13 protein-coding genes are annotated in these 12,546 nt (G+C 61.3%); 8 read left to right on the top strand and 5 right to left on the bottom strand.

What is annotated here, in order from left to right; all coding sequences use genetic code 11:
- Positions 1-32 precede the first annotated feature (32 nt).
- The 4 genes from ACQY1J_RS10155 to ACQY1J_RS10140 all read right to left on the bottom strand — a co-directional run bounded on the left by ACQY1J_RS10155 (position 33) and on the right by ACQY1J_RS10140 (position 2,519).
- Positions 33-374, bottom strand: a complete 342-nt coding sequence (locus ACQY1J_RS10155) for a tRNA-binding protein (protein WP_062455821.1) — start codon at positions 372-374, stop codon at positions 33-35.
- A 6-nt stretch (positions 375-380) separates the two neighbouring features.
- On the bottom strand, positions 381-1,196 hold the full coding sequence (proC, locus tag ACQY1J_RS10150; protein ID WP_430251364.1) for a pyrroline-5-carboxylate reductase: 816 nt from the start codon (positions 1,194-1,196) through the stop codon (positions 381-383).
- Positions 1,196-1,696: a YbjN domain-containing protein gene (locus ACQY1J_RS10145; RefSeq protein WP_062455815.1), complete on the bottom strand. Its 501-nt coding sequence runs from the start codon at positions 1,694-1,696 to the stop codon at positions 1,196-1,198. The genes proC and ACQY1J_RS10145 overlap by 1 nt, the downstream gene beginning before the upstream one ends.
- 538 nt (positions 1,697-2,234) lie before the next feature.
- A complete protein-coding gene (locus tag ACQY1J_RS10140) occupies positions 2,235-2,519 on the bottom strand; it encodes an accessory factor UbiK family protein (RefSeq protein ID WP_062455813.1) in 285 nt (94 codons plus the stop codon).
- A 234-nt stretch (positions 2,520-2,753) separates the two neighbouring features.
- On the opposite strand from ACQY1J_RS10140, the gene lgt reads away from it, so the two are divergent.
- The 8 genes from lgt to ACQY1J_RS10100 all read left to right on the top strand — a co-directional run bounded on the left by lgt (position 2,754) and on the right by ACQY1J_RS10100 (position 9,553).
- Entirely contained in the window at positions 2,754-3,572 is an 819-nt protein-coding gene (gene lgt / locus ACQY1J_RS10135) for a prolipoprotein diacylglyceryl transferase (protein ID WP_062457920.1), read from the top strand.
- Positions 3,573-3,579: 7 nt separating this feature from the next.
- Complete coding sequence (locus tag ACQY1J_RS10130) at positions 3,580-4,695, top strand: class I SAM-dependent methyltransferase (RefSeq protein ID WP_113166406.1); 1,116 nt, start codon at positions 3,580-3,582, stop codon at positions 4,693-4,695.
- Between the two features lie 127 nt (positions 4,696-4,822).
- Positions 4,823-5,614 carry a peptidoglycan editing factor PgeF gene (pgeF, locus tag ACQY1J_RS10125; protein ID WP_192077198.1) on the top strand — a complete coding sequence of 264 codons (792 nt, stop codon included), beginning with the start codon at positions 4,823-4,825 and terminating at the stop codon, positions 5,612-5,614.
- Between the two features lie 18 nt (positions 5,615-5,632).
- Complete coding sequence (locus tag ACQY1J_RS10120) at positions 5,633-6,784, top strand: M24 family metallopeptidase (RefSeq protein WP_430251363.1); 1,152 nt, start codon at positions 5,633-5,635, stop codon at positions 6,782-6,784.
- Positions 6,785-6,862: 78 nt separating this feature from the next.
- Positions 6,863-7,606, top strand: a complete 744-nt coding sequence (locus tag ACQY1J_RS10115) for a hypothetical protein (RefSeq protein ID WP_062582962.1) — start codon at positions 6,863-6,865, stop codon at positions 7,604-7,606.
- Positions 7,607-7,731: 125 nt separating this feature from the next.
- Positions 7,732-8,664 carry a ribose-phosphate pyrophosphokinase gene (locus tag ACQY1J_RS10110; RefSeq protein ID WP_062455798.1) on the top strand — a complete coding sequence of 311 codons (933 nt, stop codon included), beginning with the start codon at positions 7,732-7,734 and terminating at the stop codon, positions 8,662-8,664.
- A gap of 116 nt (positions 8,665-8,780) precedes the next feature.
- Entirely contained in the window at positions 8,781-9,185 is a 405-nt protein-coding gene (locus ACQY1J_RS10105; RefSeq protein ID WP_430251362.1) for a peptidase, read from the top strand.
- A gap of 110 nt (positions 9,186-9,295) precedes the next feature.
- Positions 9,296-9,553, top strand: a complete 258-nt coding sequence (locus ACQY1J_RS10100; protein ID WP_062455795.1) for a hypothetical protein — start codon at positions 9,296-9,298, stop codon at positions 9,551-9,553.
- Between the two features lie 20 nt (positions 9,554-9,573).
- Here the strand turns inward: ACQY1J_RS10100 and ACQY1J_RS10095 are convergent, their stop codons facing one another.
- A complete protein-coding gene (locus tag ACQY1J_RS10095; RefSeq protein ID WP_430251361.1) occupies positions 9,574-12,384 on the bottom strand; it encodes a bifunctional diguanylate cyclase/phosphodiesterase in 2,811 nt (936 codons plus the stop codon).
- Between the last annotated feature and the right edge of the window lie 162 nt (positions 12,385-12,546).

The raw sequence follows: 12,546 nt of genomic DNA, 5'->3' as shown, positions 1-12,546 counted from the left end.
CTAAGACGTTTAGTGAAGACGGGGTTGCCTGATCACATCATCTTCTTGCCGTTTGGAACGCCCTGCTCGACGGCAGCCAGAACGATCGCGCCGTTCTCGTCTTCAAAGCCAAGCGTCAGCACTTCGGAACGGACCGGCCCGATCTGGCGCGGCGGAAAATTGACGACGCCCAGCACCTGGCGTCCGAGCAGCGTTTCAGGCGTATAGTGGACGGTAATCTGCGCCGACGATTTCTTGACGCCGATCTCAGGCCCGAAATCGATCTTCAGCTTGAAGGCCGGCTTGCGGGCTTCCGGAAACGGCTCGACCTCGACGATCGTGCCAACCCGGATATCGACCTTCTCGAAGTCGGCAAAGCTTATCTCGTCAGACATGGCTGCTCAGCGTCCCAGTTCTTCCGCGCGGCTCCGCGCTGCCTCGATTGCCTTGTCGAACAGCGGCTGCATCCCATCGTCTGCCACTAGCACGGAGAGGGCAGCAGCCGTGGTGCCGCCCGGAGACGTCACGTTCTGGCGAAGCCGCGAGGCATCCTCCGTCGATTGATGCAGAAGTTCTCCCGCACCCGACACGGTTTCGCGCGCAAGCCGCATCGCAAGATCGGCAGGAAGACCGGCTTTGCGCCCGGCCTCCGCCATGCATTCGACCAGATAGAAGACATAGGCCGGCCCGCTACCGGAAACGGCGGTGACGGCATCGATATCCGCCTCGCTCGAAACCCACTCGACCGGGCCGCTGACCTTCAAGAGCGCATGCACCGCATCGCGCTGGGCGGCCGACACCTTGTCGTTGGCATAGGCACCGGTCACGCCACGGCCGATCATGGCCGGCGTGTTCGGCATGGCGCGCACCATTGCACCGTCCCCGAGATGGATCTGCATGGAGGACAGCGTCTTGCCGGCTGCGACCGAGACGACGACTGTCGAAGCGCCGACCACAGGCTTCAGCGGCGGCAGAACGGCATCCATCAGCTGCGGCTTGACCGCGAGAAACAGGATATCTGCCGACGCACCGTTTGGAAGTGCCGTAACATGCGTCGCGCCGGCGTCGGACATCATCGCTCTCATCGCCTCGGACGGCGATGGGTCAACGACGGTGACGGAAGCGCCGGGAACGCCATTCTTCAACCAGCCGGAAAGCATGGCGCCGCCCATATTGCCGGCACCGACGAGAACGATCGAACCCAGCTGCAACGCCATCAAGCCTCGCCGACCGTCTCGAACAGGACGCAATCCATGGCAGCCTTGGCTTCCATGCCGGACCAGACGACGAACTGGAACGCCTGATAATAGGCCTCGCAGGCATCAAGCGCGCTGGAAAACAGAACCTCGACCTGCTGGTTCGTGGGTTCGGCACCGCCGGCCAGCAGAAGCGACTGGCGGAAAATCACCACGTCTTCCTGACGCCACAGGTCGAAATGTCCCATCAGCGTCTGGCCGTTCACGTAGGACAGAAGCCGGATGACCTCGTTCACGCGGATATCGGGGATCTTCAGATCGAAGGCGCAGGCGAGATGCAGCGCCTCGAACTCCTCCATCCAGGAGAAGGATACGTGGTAGTCCGTCCACCGACCCTCCACGGTCATGGCGATCTCGTCTTCGCCGGACCGTTCGAATGTCCAATCGTTGGAAGCTGCGACGAACTCGATCATGTCCACCGGGTTCGACTGACGCTCAACGTTTAATTCCATGAGGCTCATGCGGCACCTTTTTGACCGGAATGATTGCGAATTCGAGCGGAACGCGCCAACACTTAACCGGAACTACATTTCGATGATCGCTCGTCGCCGCCAGAATAACTGAGTTACCCTGTCTGGAGCTTACCTTCAGCCTCGTCGGTAACCTATCGGTCACCACCGGAAGCTCACCGGCTCGTTTCGAATCATCGTGTAAAATCAGTGTAGCTAGACGGAGTCCGGCTGCCATCCCCTGAATGCCGATTTCCGTGGATTGAACCCCGAAACCGGTTCGCGCATGAGATCAGAACGGATGGTTAAATGACTCTGGACGCTGGCTTTTTTAAGAGTGTCCACAGGGCTTAATTTTTTGTAAATTCTTGGGGATTTGGCGAGGCAAAACAGACGCCTGACTATGCCGATTAGACGCGATGACGCTCAATCGCGAATAGGCTGGGAAAGATCGCCGCGCAGGCTTTTGGCGCTGGACTTTGACGGCGATCTCAAACGGGGATTGCGAATCCCCTGAGGGGCCACAGTTTATGGCCGGATCTGAAGTGGCTTACTGACCTGACTGGCCCTGGTCGTGGCTCTGGCTCTGGCCGAATTTTGCCTCAAGCGCATCGAGACGGGCCTTTAGCGCAACATTCTCGTCGCGAGCGCGGGCAGCCATCTCGCGAACGGCTTCGAATTCTTCCCGCTTGACCAGATCCATGTTGTTAAGGAACCGTTCCGCCTGGGCATGGAAAGCCGTCTCCACTTCCTTGCGCACACCCTGTGCAGCGCCGGCAGCGTCCGTCATCAGCCGTGCGAAATCGTCGAATATGCGGTTCGTTCCGGTCGACATAAGGTTCCGTCTCCTTGCCAGCGGCAGCGATATCGGCCCGATATCGGCCTGTGTTTGCACGATGAGAGATGAAGTAGGGCTTGGGTCGCCGCGTTGCAAGCGTCATCCACTGTTGCGCGCGTCCCGGAATGAGATTCATCTTGACCGGCGATGTCCCCAAGTCCATCTTTTCACACGACTGTGAGTAAGCGAGACACCTGTAATTTGTACGAAGCGCTTCATTTTTTTGCTCTCATGCCATTTCCCGAGATAAATCCGGTCGCGTTCTCCTTGGGGCCGCTTGCGGTACACTGGTATGGCCTTGCCTATGTTGCCGGTATCATGCTGGGCTGGCTTTATGCCCGCAAGCTGACCGCAAACGCGTCACTATGGCCCAACGGTCAGGCCCCGATGACCGCGGTCCATCTCGACGACTTCCTCGTCTGGATCGCGGCAGGCGTCGTGCTCGGCGGCCGCATCGGCTACATCCTGTTTTACGATCTCGGCCCAATCCTGGAAAACCCGATCCGCGCGATCGAGATCTGGAACGGCGGCATGTCCTTCCACGGCGGTTTCCTCGGCGCGACGATCGCGATGATCGTGTTTGCCCGCCGCCATGCCATTCCCGTCTGGAGCATGTTCGACATCGTCGCCGCCGTCGTGCCGTTCGGCCTGCTGTTCGGCCGCATTGCGAACTTCGTCAACGGCGAACTCTGGGGACGGTTGAGCGATGCACCATGGGCTGTCGTCTTCCCGACCGGTGGCCCGTTCGCTCGCCATCCGAGCCAACTCTATGAAGCAGGCCTGGAAGGCATCATCCTGCTTCTGGTGCTGGCACTCCTGATCTATCGTTTCAAAGCCCTTCGTGTACCCGGCACCATCTGCGGCGCGTTCGTCCTCGGCTACGGGCTCTGCCGAATTTTTGTCGAGTTCTTCCGCGAACCGGATGTGCAGCTCGGCTATTTGCTCGGCACCAATTGGCTAACGATGGGCATGGTGCTATCACTACCGATGGTTGCTGTTGGCATCTGGGCGATCACGCGGGCTCGCGTCGCCTCCGCGGCGAAAGTGTGAGGCACCCGTGAACAGCCCAGAAGTAACCACGCCCCTTGCCGAAAAGATCAAGACGCTGATCCGCGCCAGCGGACCGATCAGCGTCACCGACTATTTCGCGCTCTGCCTCGCCGATCCGGAATTCGGCTACTACCGCACCCGCGAACCTTTCGGCCGGCATGGCGATTTCGTCACCGCGCCGGAGATCAGCCAGCTGTTCGGCGAAATGGTCGGCATTTTCATGGTCCACGCCTGGCAGCGCCAGGGTAGCCCGGGCGATGTGCGCCTGGTCGAGATCGGTCCCGGCCGCGGCACGATGATGTCCGACATGCTGCGCGTCATCCAGCGCATCGCACCATCCCTGATGGACGGCCTGCGTGTCCATCTGGTGGAAACCAGCGAACGCCTTCGCGGCGTTCAACGCGTGACGCTCGAGGCCTATTCGACAAAAATTTCCTGGCACGACAGTTTCGAAGACGTGCCGGAAGGGTTCACCCTGATCGCCGCCAACGAACTGTTCGACGCGATCCCAATCCGCCAGTTCGTGCGGACCCCGACCGGTTTTCGCGAAAGGCTGGTGGGCCTTGGCCCGGAGGACGAGCTGTCCTTCGTCGCCGGCATCGCCACGCTCGATCCGGTCATCCTGCCCGCCCCCGTCGCCTCCATCCCGGAAGGCACAATCTTCGAATTTGCCCCTGCCCGCCAGGCCGTCATGCAGACGCTTTGCGAAAGGCTCCGGCATTTCGGCGGCAGTGCGCTCGTCATCGACTACGGCCATATGGTCACCAGTTTCGGCGATACGCTGCAGGCCGTGAAGAACCACGACTACGACCCGCCGCTTGCCAGCCCCGGCGAGGCGGATCTCACCAGCCACGTCGATTTCGAAGATCTCGCCAAGGTCGCCTTGGCGTCCGGCATTCATCTGAACGGCGGCCTCCATCAGGGCGAATTCCTCTACGGCCTCGGCCTTGCCGAACGGGCTTCAGCCCTTGCGCGCGACAAGGAACCGTCCGAACAGCGGCTGATAGCAGCTGCCGTCGATCGCCTTGCCGGCGAAGGTGCGGGCAAGATGGGCGAACTCTTCAAGGTCATCGCCGTCTCGGGCTCCGCGGTCAATCTGATGCCCTTCCGTCCGGTTGATTGAGAGAGGACCGCTCGGAGCGGATTGACATGCGCTATCGGCTTGCGCCAATCTCCCGCGCAATCGAAGCAGCGAGTGCCTTCTGAGGCATCATGCAAAAATCAACAAAATCAGCAGGGTGGATAAGCCGATGCCGGAGAACGCCTCGCCGACGCCGATCGAAAGCGCCCTATTGAACGCGACAGCCGGCGCCAAAATCCGCCACGGCTTCTTCACGCGAAAGGGCGGCGTGTCGGACGGAATCTACGCCGGCCTCAATGTCGGTGTCGGGTCGAAAGACGATCAGACGCTCGTTCTCGAAAACCGCCGGCGGGTTGCGGCCTGGTTCGATCTGCCGCTCGAAAAGCTCGCAACCGTCCATCAGGTCCATTCGCCTGATGTGGTCGTGGTCGATGCTGCCTATTCCGGCGAGCGCCCGCAGGTCGATGCGATGGTCGCGGCCACGCCGGGCGTCGTGATCGGCGTCCTGTCTGCCGATTGCGGCCCCATCCTGTTTGCCGATGGCGACAATGGCGTGATCGGCGCGGCTCACGCCGGCTGGAAGGGCGCGCTGACAGGCGTGCTCGAAAACACGATCGACGCGATGGTGTCGCTCGGCGCTGAAAGGGAAAAGATCGTGGCCGTTCTCGGACCCTCGATCGGGCCTGACAGCTACGAGGTCGGCCCGGAATTCGTGGAACGCTTCCTCGGCGTGAACCCCGAATACGCAGCCTTCTTCACACCGTCTCCAAAGCCGCAGCATTCCATGTTCGATCTGCCCGCTCTCACCATGTCGCGGCTGAAGGCGGCAGGCGTCACCGCTGAGAACCTCGGCCTCGACACCTACCCGGATCGGGAACGCTTCTTTTCCTATCGCCGCACGACGCATGACCAAGAGCCGGATTACGGCCGCCAGATTTCAGCCATCGCGCTTCAGCAATAAAAGTTCGGGAGGACTACCATGGCTCTGCACTTCGACAGATCGGAATATGCCGATCGCCTCGCCCGCCTGACGACGAAGATGGCCGAGGAAAAGCTCGATGCCATCCTGCTGTTTGCGCAGGAAAGCATGTACTGGCTGACCGGCTACGACACGTTCGGCTACTGCTTCTTCCAGACGCTCGTCGTGAAGGCGGATGGCTCGATGACGCTGCTCACGCGCTCTGCCGACCTTCGCCAGGCCCGCCAGACCTCGATTATCGAAAACATCGTCGTCTGGGTCGACCGGGTGAATGCCGATCCGACGCTGGATCTCAAGAACCTCTTGAGCGAACTCGATCTTCTCGGCGCAAAGATCGGCGTCGAATACGACACGCATGGCATGACCGGCCGCATCGCGCGCCTGCTCGACAACCAGCTCACCAATTTCGGCCAGCTCAGTGACGCATCCTATCTGGTCAGCCGGCTGCGCCTCGTCAAAAGCGCGGCCGAGATCGCTCATGTGCAACGCGCCGCCGAACTGGCCGATGATGCGCTCGACGCCGCTCTGCCGCTGATCAAGGCCGGCGGCGACGAGGCCGATATCCTTGCGGCGATGCAGGGTGCCGTATTTTCCGGCGGCGGCGATTACCCCGCCAACGAATTCATCATCGGTTCCGGCGAGGATGCGCTTCTGTGCCGTTACAAGGCCGGTCGCCGCAAGCTCGATGCCACCGACCAGCTGACGCTCGAATGGGCCGGCACCGCCGCCCACTATCACGTCGCGATGATGCGCACCGCGCTCGTCGGCGAGCCATCGCCGCGCCACAAGGAACTCTACAAGGCCTGCCTCGAGACGATCCGGGCGATCGAGGAGGTTCTGTCTCCAGGTCATACATTCGGGGACGTGTTCGATACCCATGCCAGGATCCTCGACGAACGCGGCCTCTCCCGTCACCGGCTGAATGCCTGCGGCTATTCGCTGGGCGCCCGCTTCTCGCCGTCGTGGATGGAGCACCAGATGTTCCACTTCGGCAATCCGCAGGAGATCCTGCCCGGCATGACGCTGTTCGTGCACATGATCATCATGGACAGCGACAGCGGCGCGGCCATGACGCTCGGCCAGACCTATCTGACGACGGAAGGCGCTCCCCGGCCGCTTTCACGCCATGGTCTCGACCTTATCCAGGACTGAGAAGCCCGCGATCATTGACAGGCCGGAAAATCCGACCTTAGCTTGTCGCGGGATGGGAACCGGCAAAGGGGCGAACGCATGCGGCTTATCGGAAAACTGCTTTCCGCCTGCATCGTTGCGCTGTCCGTCTCCGGCTGCAACACCAGCGAGGCGCTGACGCCGCGCGCCGAGATCGGCGGCGGCAGTCGCGCATCGACACCGGTCACCCAGGCCGATACGGAACGCATGGCACGATCCCCAAGGCCCGAGACCTACCAGAACCAGACCTACAGAAACGACACCTACCAGCCGCGCCCGCAAAATACGCTCGAGGCGCAGGCCCAGGCGATGCAGTCTGGCAACCAGACCTCGCCCGCCTCTTCAGGCCCACCGCCCGACTGGCAGGGCCAAAGCCAGGCTGAAGCCCAGTCTACCGCTGCAGCGCCCCAGCAGGAGGCTTCCCTGCCCGCCGCCGCAGGCAACACCATCCGCTTCCTGCCGATCATCGGTGCCCCCGTACAGGCCGTGACGCCGCTGTCGCGACGGCTTGGCGCCGAGGCGCGCGCCGCCGGGCTGACGATCCGTCCGTCCAGCGATACGGGTACCGAGCAGATCCTCAAGGGCTATTTCTCGGCCTTCAGCGATGGCGAAAAGATCACCATCGTCTACGTCTGGGATGTTCTCGACAATACCGGCTCCAGACTTCACCGCATGCAGGGGCAGGAAAATGTGCCCGGCAGCGGCCAGGATCCATGGGCCGCAGTGCCCTCCTCAACCATGGAACTCATCGCCGCAAAGACGATCCAGGACTATATGAGCTGGCGGCAATCGCATGGCGGTTAGGTAACCATGATGTGACACGGTCACTGTTTCTTCGCAAAAAACGGTGGCCTGAGGGAAAACGCTATTGCATTCGAAGGTGGCGCCGGTAAAAGGCCGCCATCCAGCTTCAATACAGGCGGACCGCAATGAAGGTTTTCGCAGGCAATTCGAACCGGCATCTGGCCGACGCGATCTGCAGCTATCTTAATGTACCAGTCGGAAAAGCCTCGGTAAGGCGATTTGCAGACCAGGAAATCTTCGTTGAAATACAGGAGAATGTCCGTGGGGAAGACGTGTTCGTCATCCAGTCCACGTCGTTTCCGACCAACGATCACCTGATGGAACTGCTGATCATGATCGATGCGTTCCGGCGGTCTTCCGCCAAGCGCATCACGGCTGTGCTTCCCTATTTCGGCTATGCCCGTCAGGACCGCAAGGCCGGGCCGCGCACGCCGATCTCGGCCAAGCTCGTCGCCAACCTCATCACCGAGGCCGGCGCCAACCGTGTCATGACGCTCGATCTGCACGCAGACCAGATCCAGGGCTTCTTCGATATCCCGACCGACAACCTCTACGCCGTGCCGATTCTTGCGCGCGACGTGAAGGAACACTACGACCTCAACAACGTCATGGTGGTCTCGCCGGATGTCGGCGGCGTGGTTCGCGCCCGTGCGCTTGCCAAGCGCCTCGGCTGCCAGCTCGCCATCGTCGACAAGCGGCGTGAACGCGCAGGCGAGTCGGAAGTCATGAACGTCATCGGTGACGTGACCGGCAAGGACTGTCTGCTGATCGACGATATCGTTGATTCCGGCGGCACACTCTGCAACGCGGCCGAAGCGCTCTTGAAGAATGGCGCCACCAGCGTGACCGCCTACATCACCCACGGCGTGCTGTCGGGCGGTGCCGTTGCCCGCATCGCGGCGTCCAAGCTCAAGGAACTGGTGATCACGGATTCGATCCAGCCGACGACATCCGTTCAGTCGGCGCACAATATCCGCGTCATCACCACGGCAAACCTTCTCGGCGAGGCGATCAACCGTACCGCCATGGAAGAGTCCGTCTCGAGCCTGTTCGACTAGGATTGACGCATGACCGTGGGACGGGCTCGGCAGCAAAAATGCTGCGGCCCCTGTCCCACGGCTATGTAAGTCTGATAGAGGTCTGCCATCCATCTGCAGAGGGAGGACCTATCGCGATGTCGATCCTACGAAACAAGCCGAAATGGCTTGCACTTTTCATCCTGGCTCCAATGCTTTCCGCCTGCGTCGACGCAGGTCCGGGCCCCGGCTATCCGCCGGAACGTCCCGCCCCCGGCTGGAGCCTGCCCGATCGCCCCGATCCCCGTCCAGATTGGGATCGCCCATCCAGACCCGATCGCCCGGATCGTCCATCACGGCCTGACCGCCCGGATTGGGATCGCCCCTCGAGGCCGGATCGTCCCGGTAGACCTGACCGTCCTGAAAATGGCGGCGGCATGTGCACCCGCGAATATCGCCCGGTCTGCGGCCAGCGTGGCGGTCGGCTCCAGACATTCCCGAATGCCTGCGAAGCCCGCAATGCCGGCTTCGGCGCGGTCTCTCCGGGCGAATGCCGCCGCTGATCGCGACGTGAGTTGAACGCCAAGAATATAAACGCCGGGATTTTTCATCCCGGCGTTTTGCATTCGCGGCGTCTGTTGACTATGTAGGCGCGGTACCCAAGGAGTTCCGCATGGCCGCCCGCGACCGCTATTCCCGAAAACTCGAATGCTCGCAGTGCGGACATGCCGGTTATGCCGAAGTCTCCGAGTCCGACGACAAGCGCGCCAGCAATCGCGATTTTCGCATCGACGAACTCCCGAAAGGTTTTCAGACCGAGTTCGCCTCGAAAGATCCGCGCAAATACATGCTGCGCTGTAGCGACTGCGGCCACAAATTCCGGTTCGAGCAGAAAACGGCCTACGCCCCCGGCGGCGAACCTCGACGCTAGGTCAAACGTTTCCGCGATCTTCAGGCAGCGTTCTGGTTGGCCGAGCCCATTTCTGACCCAGACTGCGGGTTCGGCTGATCTTCCATCGGCATCGGCCGACCGAGAAGATAGCCCTGCACTTCGTGGCATCCTTCCCGCCGCAGAATGTCGAGCTGGTTCACCGTCTCGACACCCTCCGCGAGAACCGGGATCTGCAGGCCCTGCCCCAAAGCCAGAATTGCTCGCACCATGGCCGTTGCCTGCTCGCTGCGGTCCACTTCGGTCAGGAAGCTCCGGTCGAGCTTGATCTTGTCGAACGGGAAGGAGCGCAGCGTCTCCAGCGACGAATAGCCGGTCCCGAAATCGTCGATCGCAATCGATACGCCCAGCGCCTTGATGGAGCGAAGCGCATTCATCGCCCGCTGCTTGTCGCTGATGATCGAGCTTTCGGTGATTTCAAGCTCGAGACGGCTTGGTTTCAGACCGGTTTCCAGAAGCACGGTATGAACCAGCGCCGGCATGTCGGCATGGGCGATCTGCACCGGCGACAGATTGACCGCAACCTTGTAGTCATTCGGCCAGTTCGCCGCCTCCCGGCATGCTTCGCGCAGAACCCACGCGCCGATCGGCAGGATGGCGCCACACTCCTCGGCAACCCCGATGAAATCGGCCGGCGAGACATTGCCCCGCTCCGGATGGCTCCAGCGCAGCAGGACCTCGTAACCGGTGATCTCATCGGTCGCGACCGATTTCTGCACCTGGTAGTGCAGCCTGAGCTGATCCTGCTCGATCGCCGTCCACAGATCCTCGGCCATCTTGGTGCGGTCGCGGGCGGCCTCGTCCATCTCGATGTCGTAGAAGCAGATGTCGCGCGAGAGCGATCCCTTGGCGCGGTACATGGCCAGGTCCGCGTTCGCGATCAGCGCATCGGGGGATGCACCGTCATGCGGGTAGAGCGCAACACCCATGCTTGCGCCGGGACTGAGACGATGCACCTCGATCTGGATCGGCTGCCCGAACGCATCCGACAATCGGTCGAGGAACTCGGACACTTCGGCCAAATCCCCGTAGCGCTTCACGGCCACGAATTCGTCGCCGCCGAACCGGGCAAACATCTCGTGCGGCCGCACGATCGAATTCATCCGCTCGGCAATTTCCTTGAGCACGGCATCGCCGGCCGCGTGCCCGAACTGATCGTTGATCTGTTTGAACTTGTTGAGATCGATACCGACGACCGCAACATGCCCGCCCTCGCTCTCGGCGTTACGCACCTCGGCTTCGAGATATTCCATCAGGGCCGGACGGTTCGGAAGCTGTGTCAGGCTGTCATGCTTCGCCATGAAGGCGATCTTTTCCTCCGACCGTATCCGCTCGCTGATATCCTCGAATGTCGAGACCCAGCCGCCCTGATCGAGATAGCTGAAATCGATCCGGATCGTCCGATCGTCGCTCAGTCGGTGTAGAAGGGCTTCCTGCCTGGAATTGATGGCTGCGATGTTGCGCTGGTAATGCTGTTCTGCCCGTGCTTCCGCCTCCGCCGCGTCGGCAAACGAGGTCCTGTAGCCAAGAGCCACGATCTCGCGGTATGTCATACCCGGCTTCAGAGCGCCTTCCTCAAACCGAAAAATCTGGCCATAGCGCCGGTTCGTCAGCACCAACCGCTGCTCGCGATCGAACAGGCAGATCCCCTGCGCCATGTTCTCAAGCGCCAGATCCAGGTTCTGCGTCACGGAGGCGATCCGGTCGGTGTCCTGTCTCTGACGGGTGATGTCGCGCGTGATCTTGGCGTAGCCGGCAAGCACGCCATCGTCGTCGAGGACGGGCTGGATCACCACATGTGCCCAGAACCAGCTCCCATCCTTGCGGTAGCGCCGGCCTTCCGCCTCGAACAGACCGGTTGTGCGCGCTGTTGCGAGCGCCTGTTCCGGCAGACCCCGGGCTTGTTCTTCATCCGAATAGAAACGTGCAAAATGCTGGCCAATGATCTCGTCGGCCCTGTACCCCTTGGCACGCTCTGCCCCTGCATTCCAGCTGGAGACGGCGCCCTCGGGTGAAAGCATGTAGATCGCGTAGTCGGTCACCCCGCGCACGAGCATCTGGAAATTGGCTTCGCTGGCCTTCGAGGACCGCGCCGCACGCCCGGTGATGGTGGCAACGGCCAGGCCCGACCCGATCAGCGACAGCGAGACGGCAATGATCGTTGCCAGCATCAGCGGCTTCGACAGCATCCCGTCTTCAGGCAGGATCCCGAAACCCGGAACAAGCGTTGCCGCGCCCATCGCGATGAAATGCATAAAGACGATACCGAGCGACAGGAGACCTGCAGCAAGAATGTTGTTTGCAAGGCCTCCCTTCAGGATCATGAGGAAGGCTGTCGTCGACATGACGATCGCGGTGACGATGGCAGCGATGACCAGCGGCTGCGACCAGACGATCAGGCCGCCGAACTCGATCGCCGCCATGCCGGTAAAATGCATGCAGGAAACGCCGGTACCGAATACCAGGCCAGCGGCCACAGCGCCGGATTTGCCGGTAAACAGCACGGCAAGCAGTCCCGCCGCAAATGTCGCGAGAAATGCAATACCAAGCGACAGCAGCGTCAGCGACAGATTGAATGTGATGAGCTGGCCCGGATCGTAGGCGAGCATGGCCACGAAATGTGTTGCCCAGATCCCGAAGCCCCCTGCTCCGCCGGAGACGATCACCCAGCCGTAGCGGCTGCGGTCGTTTGCCTGTCGTGCCCGGGCGGCAAAAACCACGGTTCCCGCATTCGCAATGAAGCAGAGCGCCCCCGCCACGACGACGAGGAAGAGATTGTGCTCATAGGCCAGACAGGACAGAACGGCGTACATGTTAGATCTTGGTCTCCGGAGTTAACACCGTCTTGACCCTCACAATTTAACAAATTCGGTCGCCCGGACCTCGCATTTATCGAATCTCGCTAATTTCGAATGAACGTCATTAATGGATGGCAAAACGGCACATACCGGAAGTTTCATATTGGCCACGCAGGT

The sequence above is a fragment of the Neorhizobium sp. DAR64860/K0K1 genome, assembly GCF_050500205.1.
GTDB classification, from domain to species: Bacteria; Pseudomonadota; Alphaproteobacteria; order Rhizobiales; family Rhizobiaceae; genus Neorhizobium; species Neorhizobium soli.
Note: the sequence above shows the minus strand (reverse complement) of the source record. Positions and strands in the feature narration are given on the sequence as shown.